Origin of the sequence: Pseudomonas sp. NFX224, assembly GCF_048565165.1 — a bacterium.
Taxonomy (GTDB): domain Bacteria; phylum Pseudomonadota; class Gammaproteobacteria; order Pseudomonadales; family Pseudomonadaceae; genus Aquipseudomonas.
This window is the reverse complement of the sequence record NZ_CP183416.1, coordinates 4,815,813-4,830,465: the sequence shown is the minus strand read 5'-3', so window position 1 is coordinate 4,830,465 and position 14,653 is coordinate 4,815,813. Positions and strand designations below refer to the sequence as shown.

General features: G+C 59.6%; 14 protein-coding genes. 7 read left to right on the top strand and 7 right to left on the bottom strand.

Features of this window, described 5'->3' with window-relative positions:
• Positions 1-172: 172 nt before the first annotated feature.
• Positions 173-1,846 carry a DEAD/DEAH box helicase gene (locus tag ACNYC6_RS22160; protein WP_419709159.1) on the bottom strand — a complete coding sequence of 558 codons (1,674 nt, stop codon included), beginning with the start codon at positions 1,844-1,846 and terminating at the stop codon, positions 173-175.
• 420 nt (positions 1,847-2,266) lie between these two features.
• On the opposite strand from ACNYC6_RS22160, the gene ACNYC6_RS22155 reads away from it, so the two are divergent.
• A complete protein-coding gene (locus ACNYC6_RS22155) occupies positions 2,267-3,058 on the top strand; it encodes a crotonase/enoyl-CoA hydratase family protein (protein WP_419709158.1) in 792 nt (263 codons plus the stop codon).
• Between the two features lie 26 nt (positions 3,059-3,084).
• Here ACNYC6_RS22155 and ACNYC6_RS22150 read toward each other — a convergent pair whose 3' ends face one another.
• Positions 3,085-3,840, bottom strand: coding sequence for a spermidine synthase (locus tag ACNYC6_RS22150; protein WP_419709157.1), 756 nt, complete (start codon positions 3,838-3,840; stop codon positions 3,085-3,087).
• Between the two features lie 150 nt (positions 3,841-3,990).
• Between ACNYC6_RS22150 and ACNYC6_RS22145 the strand changes: the two genes are divergently transcribed.
• On the top strand, positions 3,991-5,337 hold the full coding sequence (locus ACNYC6_RS22145; protein WP_419709156.1) for a class II 3-deoxy-7-phosphoheptulonate synthase: 1,347 nt from the start codon (positions 3,991-3,993) through the stop codon (positions 5,335-5,337).
• 95 nt (positions 5,338-5,432) lie between these two features.
• Here ACNYC6_RS22145 and ACNYC6_RS22140 read toward each other — a convergent pair whose 3' ends face one another.
• Positions 5,433-6,662: a winged helix-turn-helix domain-containing protein gene (locus ACNYC6_RS22140; RefSeq protein WP_419709155.1), complete on the bottom strand. Its 1,230-nt coding sequence runs from the start codon at positions 6,660-6,662 to the stop codon at positions 5,433-5,435.
• Positions 6,663-6,741: 79 nt separating this feature from the next.
• A complete protein-coding gene (locus ACNYC6_RS22135) occupies positions 6,742-6,957 on the bottom strand; it encodes a DUF1127 domain-containing protein (RefSeq protein ID WP_419709154.1) in 216 nt (71 codons plus the stop codon).
• Positions 6,958-7,052: 95 nt separating this feature from the next.
• Between ACNYC6_RS22135 and ACNYC6_RS22130 the strand changes: the two genes are divergently transcribed.
• Complete coding sequence (locus ACNYC6_RS22130) at positions 7,053-7,907, top strand: LysR substrate-binding domain-containing protein (RefSeq protein ID WP_419709153.1); 855 nt, start codon at positions 7,053-7,055, stop codon at positions 7,905-7,907.
• Here the strand turns inward: ACNYC6_RS22130 and ACNYC6_RS22125 are convergent.
• Positions 7,897-8,646: a sulfite exporter TauE/SafE family protein gene (locus ACNYC6_RS22125; protein ID WP_419712998.1), complete on the bottom strand. Its 750-nt coding sequence runs from the start codon at positions 8,644-8,646 to the stop codon at positions 7,897-7,899. The genes ACNYC6_RS22130 and ACNYC6_RS22125 overlap by 11 nt on opposite strands.
• A gap of 109 nt (positions 8,647-8,755) precedes the next feature.
• Here ACNYC6_RS22125 and ACNYC6_RS22120 point away from each other — a divergent pair, with 109 nt between their 5' ends.
• The 4 genes from ACNYC6_RS22120 (at position 8,756) to ACNYC6_RS22105 (ending at position 12,071) form a co-directional block, all read left to right on the top strand.
• Positions 8,756-9,712, top strand: coding sequence for a LysR family transcriptional regulator (locus ACNYC6_RS22120; RefSeq protein WP_419709152.1), 957 nt, complete (start codon positions 8,756-8,758; stop codon positions 9,710-9,712).
• 70 nt (positions 9,713-9,782) lie between these two features.
• Positions 9,783-10,244 (top strand): MarR family transcriptional regulator, encoded by a 462-nt coding sequence (locus tag ACNYC6_RS22115; RefSeq protein WP_338582257.1) that lies wholly within the window; start codon positions 9,783-9,785, stop codon positions 10,242-10,244.
• A gap of 358 nt (positions 10,245-10,602) precedes the next feature.
• A complete protein-coding gene (locus ACNYC6_RS22110; RefSeq protein ID WP_419709151.1) occupies positions 10,603-11,022 on the top strand; it encodes an organic hydroperoxide resistance protein in 420 nt (139 codons plus the stop codon).
• A gap of 38 nt (positions 11,023-11,060) precedes the next feature.
• Positions 11,061-12,071 (top strand): alpha/beta hydrolase fold domain-containing protein, encoded by a 1,011-nt coding sequence (locus ACNYC6_RS22105; RefSeq protein ID WP_419709150.1) that lies wholly within the window; start codon positions 11,061-11,063, stop codon positions 12,069-12,071.
• A 79-nt stretch (positions 12,072-12,150) separates the two neighbouring features.
• Here the strand turns inward: ACNYC6_RS22105 and ltrA are convergent, their stop codons facing one another.
• Both ltrA and ACNYC6_RS22095 read right to left on the bottom strand, forming a co-directional pair.
• Positions 12,151-13,572: a group II intron reverse transcriptase/maturase gene (gene ltrA, locus ACNYC6_RS22100; RefSeq protein ID WP_419709149.1), complete on the bottom strand. Its 1,422-nt coding sequence runs from the start codon at positions 13,570-13,572 to the stop codon at positions 12,151-12,153.
• Between the two features lie 478 nt (positions 13,573-14,050).
• A complete protein-coding gene (locus tag ACNYC6_RS22095; RefSeq protein ID WP_075949301.1) occupies positions 14,051-14,620 on the bottom strand; it encodes an elongation factor P in 570 nt (189 codons plus the stop codon).
• Positions 14,621-14,653: the final 33 nt, after the last annotated feature.

Below are 14,653 nucleotides of genomic sequence, written 5' to 3'. Positions count from 1 at the left end.
CTAACACTTCCCCTTGCCGGGTGTGTAGAGGACTTTCACCTCCAAGTCACCGGCATGACCACCACAGCCAAGCTGGTTGCGCTTCGCGCAACGCGCCATGCCTGGCGCACCAAAAAAAATCCCCGAACCAGTCGGGGATTTTTTATGTTCGATCAATCAGCCCGAGAGCGGATCAATCTTCGCGGTAGCGACGCAGCTTCAACTGCTTACCGGCAACGCGAGTGTCCTTCAGCTTGGTCAGCAACTTCTCAAGACCATCTTCCGGCAGCTCGACGAGGCTGAAGCTGTCACGCACCTGGATGCGACCGATTGCTTCGCGAGCCAGACCACCTTCGTTAAGGATGGCGCCCAGCAGGTTCTTGGCAGCGATACCGTCACGCGCACCCAGCGCGGTACGGCAACGGGCACGGCCTTCGCCCAGCGGCATTGGTGCGCGACGCTCGCGGTCACCACGCTCAGGACGGTCACCGGTACGCTCTGGACGATCGCCACGCGGTGCGTTGTTCGGCACCAGTGGACGCTCTTTCTCGATAGCGGCCAGGTTCAGCGCTTGACCGTTGGTTGCCTTGCGCAGCAGGGCTGCGGCCAGGGCACGCGGGCTGCAACCAATGTCGGCGGTCAGGCGATCGAGCAGATCACCGTGAGTCGATTCGGCATCAGCCACCAGCGGCGACAGGCTGTTGGTCAGTTTCTTGATGCGTGCATCCAGAACGGCTTGAGCGTCCGGCAGGCGAACTTCAGCAACCTTCTGACCGGTTACACGCTCGATCACTTGCAGCATGCGGCGCTCACGTGGAGTCACCAGCAGCAGTGCACGACCTTCGCGACCGGCACGGCCGGTACGGCCGATACGGTGAACGTAGGACTCTGGGTCGTACGGCATGTCAACGTTGAACACGTGAGTGATGCGCGGAACGTCCAGGCCACGAGCAGCAACGTCGGTCGCCACAACGATGTCCAGACGGCCATCCTTGAGGGAATCGATCACGCGCTCACGCTGGTTCTGGGCGATGTCACCGTTCAGGGCAGCGGCTTTGTAGCCTTTGGCTTCCAGGGCACTGGCCAGGTCCAGGGTCGCTTGCTTGGTACGCACGAACATGATCAGCGCGTCGAAATCTTCCACTTCCAGCAAGCTGAGAACGGCCGAAGTCTTCTGGTCAGCGTGAACCAACAGGTGAGCCTGTTCGATCGCGGTAACGGTCTGGGTCTTGGTCTGGATCTTTACGTGTTGCGGATCGCGCAGGTGGCGTTCGGCAATGGCACGGATCGACTGCGGCAAGGTGGCCGAGAACAATACGGTCTGACGGGTTGCAGGCAGAGCCTTGAAGATAACTTCCAGGTCGTCCATGAAGCCCAGCTTGAGCATTTCGTCGGCTTCGTCGAGAACCAGGTGGTTCACGGTCGCCAGTACTTTTTCGTCACGACGCAGGTGGTCGCACAGACGGCCCGGAGTGGCGACAACGATCTGTGCGCCATTACGGATTGCTTTCAGTTGTGGGCCCATCGGCGCGCCGCCGTAGACAGCCACAACAGTTACGCCCGGCATTTGCTTGGCGTAGGTTTCGAAAGCGGTTGCAACTTGTAGCGCCAACTCACGAGTCGGGGCCAGGATCAGGGCTTGCGGTTCGCGCTTTGCAGGATCGATGCGATGCAGGATCGGCAGGGCGAACGCGGCGGTTTTACCCGTACCGGTTTGCGCCTGACCAATCATGTCGTGACCGGCCATGATGATCGGGATCGATTGCTGCTGAATAGCCGATGGCTCTTCGTAGCCAGTCGCGGTGACGGCTGCAAGAATATTCGGATTAAGATTAAAAGCGGCGAAGCCGCCGGTTTCCTGGGTCATGGGTCTGCCTCTAAGTGCATCCGCAAAGACCCATGCTCCAAAGCTGCGCGTGCCGTGTTGAGACTCAAGAGTCGCCCTGGCAGCTTTGTCGGCGGGGATTTGCGAAAACGAATGAATGAAAAGAATCGTCAAGGGAGAGTCCGCAGTACGGACGTGCAGCCGAAGCTGACTTCGGGGAATTGCTCTACCTAAACGCGGCCCGGCTAAAGGCCGGCGCGCACTATACCGGAATTTGCCGAAAAAGGGAGCTTTTTTTATCGCAAAACTCCCGCGTACGGCGTTCTGTCACAGGCTTTGCGGATAATCGTGCAAGCGTCTATTTTTCAAAGGCCCAGCCTTGCGGGTTATGGCGCTAAAACGATTCACCCTGACCATCCGGACCGTTGGTCCGACTCCCCTTCCCGCCCGAGGAAATGCACCATGAAAGAGCTCAACACCAGTCGTGTGAGCCGTGAAAAGCGCGGTCACGTCCTGTTGATCGGCCTGGACCGGGTGGCCAAACGCAACGCCTTCGACCTCGACCTGCTCAACGAGCTGAGCCTGGCCTACGGCGAGTTCGAAGCCGACAGTGAGGCGCGAGTGGCGGTGGTCTTTGGTCATGGCGAACATTTCACCGCCGGGCTGGATCTGGTGAACGCCAGCGCAGCACTGACCGAAGGCTGGCAGGCGCCACCCGGCGGATGCGATCCCTGGGGGGTGTTCGCCGGGCCCAGGGTCAGCAAACCGGTGATCGTCGCCGCGCAGGGTTATTGCCTGACCATCGGCATCGAATTGATGCTGGCCGCGGATATCAACCTGTGCGCCAGTAACACCCGCTTCGCGCAAATGGAAGTACAGCGCGGGATCTTCCCCTTTGGCGGTGCCACTTTGCGCCTGCATCAGGTGGCCGGTTGGGGCAATGCCATGCGCTGGATGCTGACCGGGGATGAGTTTGATGCCCATGATGCCTTGCACTTGGGCCTGGTGCAGGAAGTCATGGCCAGTGAAGACTTGCTGCCTAGGGCGATTGAGTTGGCCGAGCGAATCGCACGACAGGCGCCGCTGGGGGTTCAGGCGACGCTGATGTCGGCCCGGCAGGCGCGTTACGAAGGGGAAACCGCTGCGGCACAAGGATTACCGACGCTGGTGAAGAAGTTGCTGACCAGTGAGGATGCGCAGGAGGGGGTGCGCTCGCTGGTGGAGCGGCGGCCCGGCGTGTTCAAAGGTTGCTGAAATCCGTGTAGCTGCGGTTGTATTCCTTATGTCGCCGGGCGAATGCACTTGATCAATGTCTGCAATGAATACCCCAGGCGCGGCGCCAACGCTTCAGCCCGGGCAACAAGGCCTTCCATATCCAGCTCCTGATCCAGCTCCGAAGGTACAATCAGAATCACATTGCCCTCCTTCACCGGCAGCTCCCAATAGTGCCGATGATAGAGCCCGCGCAGTAACGCAGCGCCCAGCGGCTTGCCATCGTCGGTGGCCCATTGGTTGATCACCAGCCAGCCACCCGGATTCAGGCGTTTCTGGCAGTTTTCCAGGAAGGTCCAGGCCAGATGCCCAACGCCCGGGCCGATGTCGGTATAAAGGTCGACGAAAATCAGGTCCGCGGGCTCGGCGGTGTCCAGCAGCTCCAGCGCATCGCCCACGCGGATATACAGGCGTGGGTCGTCATCCAGACCCAGGTATTCGATGGCCAGGCGCGGTACATCCGGGCGCAACTCGATGGCTTCGACATCTTCCAGCGGCAGGAACTTGAGGCAAGCCTGGGTCAGCGTACCGGCGCCGAGACCAAGGAACAGCGCGGTTTCCGGTTGTTCATGACACAAGGCACCGATCAGCATCGCCCGGGTGTAGTCGTATTCGAGCCAGCTCGGATCGGCGGTGAACACACAGCTTTGCTCAATGGCATCACCGAATTCGAGAAAACGGTAGTCGGCCACTTCCAGCACCCGAATCACGCCAAATTCATCCTGCACCTCGGCGAGCAAATGCTCGACGCGCTCCTCAGTCATTTCGTCTCCCGATCGTCACCGTAAGCAGCGACGCAATCAAACCGCGAACAGGCTGCGGCAAAGGCGCGATTGTCCGCGAAGCGACGGGAACAGGTCACGCACTAATTGCTGATAACATGGTTGCCCGAGCGTAAAACATTAGAGACCGTGATGAGCCAACCCTGGAGCCCTGACAGCTGGCGCGCCTTGCCGATCCAGCAACAACCCCAATATCCCGACGCTGCGCATTTGCAGCAAGTCGAGCAAACGCTGGCCAGCTATCCGCCGCTGGTGTTTGCCGGTGAGGCCCGGGAATTGCGTCGTCAGTTTGCCGAAGTGACCCAGGGCCGCGCATTTCTGTTGCAGGGCGGCGACTGTGCCGAAAGCTTCGCCGAGTTCTCCGCCGCGAAAATCCGTGACACCTTCAAAGTGTTGCTGCAAATGGCGATTGTCATGACCTTTGCGGCCGGTTGTCCGGTGGTCAAGGTCGGGCGCATGGCCGGGCAGTTCGCCAAGCCGCGCTCGGCCAACGACGAAACCATCGATGGCGTGACCCTGCCCGCCTACCGTGGCGATATCGTCAACGGCATCGGTTTCGACGAAAAAAGCCGCGTGCCGGACCCGGAACGCCTGCTGCAGTCCTATCACCAGTCCACCGCGACCCTGAACCTGTTGCGTGCTTTCGCCCAGGGCGGGTTTGCCGACCTGCATCAAGTGCACAAGTGGAACCTGGATTTCATCGCCAACTCGGCGCTGGCGGAAAAATACAGCCACCTGGCAGATCGTATCGATGAAACCCTGGCGTTCATGCGCGCCTGCGGCATGGACAGCTCGCCGCAACTGCGCGAAACCAGTTTCTTCACCGCCCACGAAGCACTGCTGCTGAACTACGAAGAAGCCTTCGTGCGCCGCGACAGCCTGACCAACGATTACTACGACTGCTCGGCTCACATGCTGTGGATCGGCGACCGCACCCGCCAACTCGACGGCGCCCACGTGGAATTCCTGCGCGGGGTGAACAACCCGATCGGGGTCAAGGTCGGCCCGAGCATGAACCCCGAAGACCTGATCCGCCTGATCGACGTGCTCAACCCGGACAACGATCCCGGTCGCCTGAATCTGATTGCGCGGATGGGCGCGAACAAGGTTGGCGATCACTTGCCGCAACTGATTCGCGCGGTGCAGCGTGAAGGCAAGCAAGTGCTGTGGAGTTCCGACCCGATGCACGGCAACACCATCAAGGCCAGCAGCGGCTACAAAACCCGCGACTTTGCGCAGATCCTGGGCGAAGTGAAACAGTTCTTCCAGGTGCACGAGGCGGAAGGCTCGTATGCCGGTGGTATCCATATCGAGATGACCGGGCAGAACGTGACCGAGTGCATCGGCGGTGCGCGGCCGATTACCGAAGACGGTTTGTCGGATCGTTATCACACCCATTGCGATCCGCGAATGAATGCCGATCAGTCGCTGGAGCTGGCGTTTTTGATTGCTGAAACTTTGAAGCAAGTCCGGCGCTAAATCGCGTCGCACCTATCGCTAGCAGGCTAGCCCCACAGGTTTTGTGTACGACACAGATCCAGTGTGGGAGCCAGCCTGCTGGCGATGAGGCCAGCTCAGTCATCGTCAATCTGTGCCAGTGCCACCCGTAACCGATCCGCACTCGCCCGCGGGCAATTCAACTGAACCTGCGCCAACCCCAGCCAACCCGCCATCCGCCGCAAATGCACCGCCAACGCCAGCATCCCCTTTTCATCCAGCCCTGTTTCCTCCTCATGCACCGCATGCACCGCCAGCCGACCCGCCGCCCGCTCGGCGCGCAGATCGACTCGCGCGGCAATCCGTTCGTTGTGCAAAAACGGCAGCACGTAATAGCCGTAGACCCGTTTGTCCTGCGGCGTGTAAATCTCCAGCCGGTAGCGAAAATCGAACAGGCGCTCGGTGCGGCTGCGCTCCCAGATCAGCGAATCGAACGGTGACAGCAACGCACTGGCCTCGACCTTGCGCGGCACTTTCGGCTCAGGCAGACAATAAGCGAGTTGTTTCCAGCCCTGAACGTCGCAAATGAGCAACTCGCCCGCCTCGACCAGCTCCGCCAGACGCGGACGACTGTCCGAAGGGTTCAAGCGGAAATAGTCGCGCAAGTCTTTCTCGGTGCCCACACCCAACGCTGTCGCGGCGTGTAGCAACAGACCGCGCTGGGCCTCGGCCTCGTCGGGCAAGGGGTGCGCAAGAATCGCTGAAGGAATCACCCGTTCCGGCAAATCATAGAGCCGCTCGAACCTGCGCCGGCCGGCTACGGTCACTTCCCCCGCGGCGAACAACCATTCCAGCGCATGTTTTTCCGCGCTCCAGTCCCACCACGGTCCGGCCCGTTCCTGGCGGGTCGACAGGCTCCCGGCGCCCAGCGCGCCCTGCTGCTCAACCGCAGCCAGCACCCGGCGAATCGTGTCCTGCTGCTCACGACCAAAACGCGCCAGCTGCTGATAGATGTCTTCTCCACGGGTGGCGCGCTGCATGCGCCAGCGCATCAGCGGGTACATCGACAGGGGCAACAACGACGCTTCATGGCCCCAGTATTCAAACAGCGTGCGACGACGCCCCGAACTCCAGGCAGCCTGGTCGAGCAAGTCAGATGAATAGGAACCCAGACGGGAAAACAGTGGAAGGTAGTGCGAGCGCACCACGGCGTTGACGGAATCGATTTGCAGGATACCCAACCGCTCGATCAGACGGTTGAGCCCGGAAGCCTTGATCGTCGCTGGCGACTGGCGCCCGTTGAACCCTTGGGCGGCCAGTGCCAGACGCCGAGCCTGTTTGAGGGTAAAGGACAACGTTGCGGGCATGAGCATCTCCTTGTCTGCTCGCAACCTACCTCACCGGTAAGTGGTTTGTGTAGCGTCGAATTCATCATTTATTGATGGATCATTTATGCATCGGGTCGCTCCAGAACGGCTTGATCGACTCGTTCTCGACGTCCGCCCGACTCATGCCGATGTCCTTCAGTGCCTCATCGCTCAAGCTTGCCAGCAGTTCGCGCTCGCGATGCAACTCATACCAGCGGCTGATCTTGTGCAGCAGATCGGAGATCAGGTGAACCGAATGGTGTTCTGCGCCGTGAAACTCATGTTGACCTTTCATCTTGTTGCCCTCCGTTTGGATGGCTCCAATATCGCGCCGGGTCTAAGATCAATCCAACAAATGTTTCTGATGGCAACCATCTCGGAGATTGATGTATGTCGAGCTACCCGACTATCGATACCGAAGTGCTGCGCACCTTTGTCGCGATTGCCGACCAGGGCGGTTTTACCCGCGCCGGGGAATTGGTCCATCGCACCCAGTCGGCCGTCAGCATGCAGATGAAACGGCTGGAAGAAGATGTGTTGCAGCGTCAGTTGTTCCAGCGTGACGGGCGACAGGTGCGGCTCACCGCTGAAGGCCAGGTGCTGCTCGGTTATGCGCGGCGCATCCTCAAGTTGCACAGCGAAGTGTTCAACACCTTGCGCGAACCCGACATGATCGGCACCGTGCGCATCGGCACGCCGGACGACTATGTGATGCGTTTTCTGCCGGGGATTCTGCGACGGTTTGCCCAGTCCTATCCGCTGATCCAGATCGAAGTGCATTGCGAATCATCAAAACAATTACTGATGCGTCAGGACCTGGACCTGTCCATCGTCACCCGTGAGCCGGGCAGCGAAATTGGCCAGTTGTTGCGCAAGGAACGTTTTGTCTGGGCCGAGGCGCAATGCTATAGCGCCCACGAACAAACACCGCTGCCGCTGGCGATGTTCAACAGTGATTGCTTCTGCCGCTTGTGGGCCTGCAATGCCCTGGATGCTCGGGGGCGCGATTACCGCGTGGCGTACAACAGCGACAGCCTGTCGGCGATTATGGCGGTGGTCAGCGCAGGCCTGGCGGTCACTGCGCAACTGGAAAGCCTGATCACCCCGGACATGCGCATCCTCGGTGAAGCCGAAGATCTGCCGCTGCTGCCCGAGGCCAGCATCATGCTCGTGCGCAACCTGCACAATCCATCGCCGATCACTGAATGCCTGGCCGAACACATCATCGACGGCTTCAAACTTTAAAGGCGAGCATCACTGCACTGAGCACCAGAAAGCCGCAGAACAGGGCACGCAGCACGCGTTCCGGCATGGCGTGGGCGACCTTCACGCCCCAACTGATGCTCATCAGGCCACCCACCGCCAACGGCACGCCAATCATCCAGGCCACCTGATGATGCACGGCATAAGTGACCAGCGTGACGCCGGTACTCGGTAGCGCGAGCGCCAGCGACAAGCCCTGGGCAACCACTTGAGTGGTGCCGAACAGGCTGGTCAACACCGGCGTCGCCACCACCGCCCCGCCCACACCAAACAATCCGCCCATGGTGCCGGACGCCGCTCCGAGCACACCCAGCCAAGGCCACGAATAGTTCATCTGTGAAGAAGCCGGCGCGCTGGCGAAGAACATGCGCACCAGGTTGTAGGCCGACAGCGCGATGAGGAACGCGACAAAACCGATGCGCATGGTTTGCGCGTCGATACCCACCGCCCAGATCGAACCGATCCAGGCGAAGCAGAACCCCATGGAGGCCAGCGGCAGCGCGTGGCGCAATTCGATTTTGTTGCGCTGGTGATAGCGGCACAGCGCCAACATCACGTTCGGCACCACCATCACCAGCGCTGTGCCTTGGGCAATCTGCTGGTCAAGACCACACAACACGCCCAACAGCGGAATGGCGATCAGGCCTCCGCCGATGCCAAAGATTCCGCCGAGGGTGCCCAACGCCGCACCGAAGACCAGATACATCAAAAACTCAATCACCGCGATTTCCTCCCACATCAGGCCGTTCATCCTACGCAGTTGGTTATGGCACGGAAACGCACAGCAACGCACAATGGCTTTGCCAAACTCGCATAAGCTCAGGTCCACCATGAACCCGAATCAACTGACCGAACAACTGGGCATTTTTCTCGACGTGCTGGAAACCGGCAGCTTTTCCGCCGCGTCACGTCGTCATCCACTGACCCCCTCAGCGGTAGCCCGGCGTATCGATAGTCTCGAAAGCGCAGTCGGCAGTCAGTTGTTCATTCGCAGCACCCATGCGGTACGCGCCACACCGGCGGGGTTGGCGTTTGCTGAGCGCGCGCGGCGCATCGTCGCGGAATTGCGTTTGGCCCGTGCCGAGGCGGTGTCGCTGAGCAGCGAGCCGGAAGGCCTGATTCGAATTGATGCTCCGGCCGCGTTCGGACGACGGCATCTGGCGCCGGTGATTGCCGACTTTCTGATGCTCTATCCCGGCCTCGACGTGCAGCTACATCTGATCGACAGTTTCGTCGACATGCAGGGCTTGAACCTTGGCAAGGTCGATCTGGTGCTGCGCGCCGGGCAAATGGCCGACACCCGTTTGGTCGCCACACCGCTGGCCAGCATAGTGCGCATCGCCTGCGCCAGCCCGGACTACTTGCAGCGCCGTGGCGTACCCACCGACCCGGCGCAGCTGACTGGACACGACGGCCTCGACTGGGACGGCCTCGCCCCACCCTTTGCCTGGCGCTTCGAACGAGACGGCCAGATGCAACTGCATCGCCCGTCGCGCGTGCGCATGAGCGCCAACAATGCCGAAGCACTGGTCTGTGGCGCGTTGGCCGGTTTGGGCATTGCGCACTTGCCGACGTGGCTCGCCAGCGAATACCTGTTGCGCGGTGAACTGGTGCCGCTGTTCTGCGAAAACGGCCTGCCCAAACCGGAGAGCGCCGGGATCTATGCCTTGCGCCTGCAGCAGCAACCCAATTCCCGCAGCCGGCTGCTGCTGGAGTACCTGAAAACCCGCTTCAGCCCCATTCCACCGTGGGATCTGGTGCTGCAAAGCCAACTGCACCACCATTAGTCCAGAATTATCTGGCGCATTAAAGATTTGCCCGCTAGATTCATGACGATCACTGATCGAAGGCTTTGAAATGACCACCGAGCGCAACACTCCGGACAACTGCGACGACCTGCTGCTGGACAACCAGGCCTGCTTCGCCCTGCACTCCACTTCGCTGATGATGACCAAGGTCTACAAACCCTTGTTGCAGGCGTTGGGCCTGACGTATCCGCAATATCTGGCGATGATGGTGCTGTGGGAACAAGACGGTTTGACCGTAGGCGAAATCAGCGCTCGCTTGCTGACCGATCCCGGCTCGCTCACGCCGCTGCTCAAACGCCTGGAAGTCGAAGGTGTGCTCAGCCGCACCCGCAGCCGTGAGGACGAGCGTGTGGTGATCATCGAGCTCACCGAAAAAGGTCGCGCCTTGCGCGATAAGGCACGCGGCATTCCCCAGTGCATCCTCGGCGCCAGCGGCATGACCCTGGAGCGATTGCAGAAGCTGCAAGCGGAGCTGCAAGAGCTGCGTCGTCACCTGCAAGACAGCCTCTGACCTTCAATCCACCGAAGATCCCCTGCGCGAGCCTGCTCGCGATTGCGGTGTCACATTCAGCCCCTGTGTTGACTGACACGCCGCCATCGCGAGCAGGCTCGCTCCTACATTTGTTCTGCGTTGAAGCAATACATCAGGTTCGCGCCCTCCTACTGAAAATTTCCTGCTGAAAAAAACTCCCCCTTCGACCGCTCTAAATCAACGATTCAAGGCGAAAGCCCTGGTCGCTTTTTTATTTTTTCAATTTTCTTCAAAAGTTTATCTTGCGCACTAAACATTAGCGCGATACATTCACTCCGTACTTAATTAGCGCGCAAACATTTAGCGCAAACTACTAAACCTGAACGAGGCTTTCACCATGCAAACTCTCTACACCGCAATCGCAACTTCCACCGGTGGCCGTGACGGTCGTGCGATTTCCAGTGACAACATTCTCGATGTCAAACTCGCTACCCCAAAAGAACTTGGCGGTGCTGGCGGTGCGGCAACCAACCCTGAACAACTGTTCGCAGCCGGCTACTCGGCCTGCTTCATCGGCGCCCTGAAATTCGTCGCCAGCCAGACCAAGCGCAGCATCCCTAACGACGCGTCGATCACCGCACACGTCGGCATCGGCCAAATCCCTGGCGGTTTCGGTCTGGACATCGACCTGCACATCAGCCTGCCAGGTCTTGAACAGGCCGACGCGCAAACCCTGGTCGACGCTGCCCACCAGGTCTGCCCGTACTCCAACGCCACCCGCAGCAACGTCGAAGTGCGCCTGCACGTCACCGTCTAACCCACTGATATCCACTCAGGCCCGAACAGGAAATGAACATGAACACTTTCAGCAAAGTCTTGACCGGTACCCTTCTCGCCCTGTCCGTCCACAGCGCTTTTGCCGGCGACGTTGAACACAACACCCAGGCATTTCTTGATGTGCTGAACGCCGGCACCGGCAAGCCGATGGAGCAGATGACACCTGCCGATGCCCGCGCCGTGCTGGTGGGTGCGCAGGCCGGAGTCAAGCTGACGCTGCCAAAAGCCGATATCAGCCAGAAGACCATTCAGGTCGACGGTCAACCGCTGAGCCTGACCATCGTCCGTCCGGCCGGGGTCAAGGGTGAATTGCCGGTGTTCATGTTCTTCCACGGTGGTGGCTGGGTACTGGGGGATTTCCCGACCCACGAACGACTGGTTCGGGACCTGGTTGTCGGTTCGGGTGCCGCAGCGGTTTTCGTCAATTACACTCCGTCGCCGGAAGCGCATTACCCGGTGGCGATCAACCAGGCTTACGCCGCGACCAAATGGGTGGCCGAGCACGGCAAAGAGATCAACGTCGATGGCAAACGCTTGGCCGTGGCGGGCAACAGCGTCGGCGGCAACATGGCCGCCGTGGTCGCCCTGATGGCCAAAGACAAGGGCACACCGGCGATCAAGTTCCAGGTGCTGCTCTGGCCGGTGACCGATGCCAACTTCGATACCGGTTCCTACAACCAGTATGCCGAGGGGCACTTCCTCACCAAAAACATGATGAAGTGGTTCTGGGACAACTACACCACCGACGCCAAGCAACGTAACGAGATCTACGCCTCACCGTTGCGGGCAACCCCGGCGCAACTCAAAGACTTGCCACCGGCTCTGGTGCAAACCGCAGGCGCCGACGTACTGCGCGACGAGGGTGAAGCCTACGCCCGCAAACTCGATGAGGCCGGCGTGCCGGTGACCTCGGCTCGCTATAACGGCATGATCCACGACTACGGTTTGCTCAACGTGGTGAGTCAGGTGCCGGCGGTGCGTTCAGCAATGTTGCAGGCTTCGCAAGAGCTCAAGGAACACCTGAAATAAAGCACAGGATCGAGTAGGAGGCGGATTTACATCCGCCGTCCTCTCACACCACCGTACATACGGTTCCGTATACGGCGGTTCAGGCTATGCGACTAAGCCGATTGATCGTATCCAGTATTGAGACTAGGCCCAGCGCATCCCATTGTTTCTTGGGCAGTGCCCGATTCATATGGGATGCTCCAGAGTTCCACCAAGGGCCTCGGCCATTGAAGGCCGAGTGACAGGCCCGGGCTTCGTTGAGTCCTGCACGCATCAAGTTGCGAGCCCTCGTAGAAGGCAGCTTCCAGTGGCGCCACACGACACAACGAAGTTTTCGGTGTACCCATCCATCTAGATTTTCAAGGGAGCCTTTGCTTTGACTGAGTCTGAAGTAACCGGCCCAGCCACGCAGTACAGGGTTTAGTTGCTCGATGACATCCGACAACTTTCGACCCCGCGCTCCACGCAGCAGATCTCTGAGTCGGTCGCGTAAGCGACCCAGACTCATCGTCGCCACTCTTAACCTCGGCTGGCGATGCAAGCTCATCCCATAGCCCAAGCAATCACAGACCCAAGGCCGTGCCACGCGGCTCTTTTCCCGGTTCAGCGTCAATTTAAGGCGCTGATTCAGGAAGCGCTCGACGCCGGCCATCACTCGTTCGCCGGCACGGCGACTGCGCACATAGATGTTCGCATCATCGGCATAACGCACAAAGCGATGCCCCCGCCGTTCCAGCTCGCGGTCGAGTTCGTTGAGCAGGATGTTCGATAGCAACGGCGAGAGCGGCCCGCCTTGCGGCGCCCCTTCCTGTCGTCGGCTGACGAGTCCACCCGACATCGTTCCCGCTTCGAGATAGCGACGGATCAGCGTGAGCACACGTTTGTCTTCGATTTGGCGCTCGATGCAGACCATCAAGACATCGTGGTTGATCCGATCAAAGAACTTCTCCAGATCGAGTTCCACGCACCAGCGGTGACCTGCCGCCACGTGGGTACGGGCGGTTTCGATGGCTTGGTGAGCGCTTCTGCCCGGACGGAAGCCGTAGCTGTAATCCGAGAACAGGGGGTCGAAGATCGGCGTGAGCTGTTGCAGCAGGGCCTGTTGGATAAGGCGATCCACGACGCAGGGAATGCCCAGCTGCCGTGTTCCGCCTTTGGGTTTGGGGATGTCAACGGCGCGCACACCTTGCGGGTGATACTCGCCGACCAGCAACCGAGCCTTGAGAGTCGGCCAATACTGCTTCACGTAGCCCGCCAATTCGGCGACCGTCATGCCGTCGGCACCCGGTGCGCCCTTGTTGCTGACTACGCGTTGATACCCACGCTTGAGGTTAGCCGGTGCAAGCACCCGCTCCATCAGCGTGTCCGGCTCCGCGTTCGTCCACGCCACAGACGCCGCTGATACCTGTGCGCTGTCAGCCGTCATCCTCGGATTCTGTCCGGGACTCGGAGTAACAGTCTTCTCTGGGAGAAATTTCTGCATTTCGGTATTCAACGAGACTGTGACGCCTACTGGCGGCATAACCTGTTCGGCCCTTGGTGGCGTGGTTTTTTTCCGCCACTTACTACGGCCTCGGCTAACTTCTGCAGGTTCATCCCGTCGCCTCTCGACGCTCGGTAGCACAGTGGCAAACGTACAGATCTCCCAGGGTAATTCGCGCGACCTTCCTGCTTATGCCTGTCGGATCTACGTCACAGCGTTCCGTGCAAGTATTGGGCTTTGGCAATTTTGGCTACCTTACCCCGCTGCACCGCCTAATCCGCTTCCTGTTCGTCAGGCCAGCATTTTGCCTCGGGCTTCCTTCAGATTCGCAGTCGCCCGCGACACCCTTGCCTCTGGCTAACACTTCCCCTTGCCGGGTGTGTAGAGGACTTTCACCTCCAAGTCACCAGCATGACCACCACAGCCAAGCTGGTTGCGCTTCGCGCAACGCGCCATGCCTGGCGCACCAAAAAAAGCCCGACTCGATGGTCGGGCTTTTTCATTCCTGAAGCGGTGCTTATTTAGCACGGCCTTTGTAGGAACCGCCTTCGCGGGTATCGATCTCGATCATGTCGCCGATTTCGATGAAGTCAGCAACCGACAGTTCGGTACCGTTCTTCAGTTTGGCAGGCTTCATTACCTTGCCGGAAGTGTCGCCGCGAGCGGAACCTTCGGTGTAGTCAACCTGACGCACGATGGTGGTCGGCAGCTCAACGGAAACCAGACGGCCTTCGAAGAACACGGCTTCGCAAACGTCTTCCATGCCTTCTTCGATGAACGGCAGAACGGCTTCGATATCGTCAGCGTTCAGCTCGTACATGGTGTAGTCGGAGGTGTCCATGAACGTGTAGGTGTCGCCGCTGATGAAGGACAGGGTCGCTTCTTTGCGGTCGAGGATTACGTCGTCCAGTTTGTCGTCGGCGCTGTAAACGATCTCGGTCTTGTAACCGGTCAGCAGGTTCTTCAGCTTGGTCTTCATGATCGCGCTGTTACGACCCGACTTGGTGAATTCAGCTTTCTGAACCAGCCAAGGATCGTTTTCGAGACGGATCACGGTACCGGGTTTCAGTTCTTTACCAGTTTTCATTGCGAATATCCGAATTTGGATGGGATTTACAAA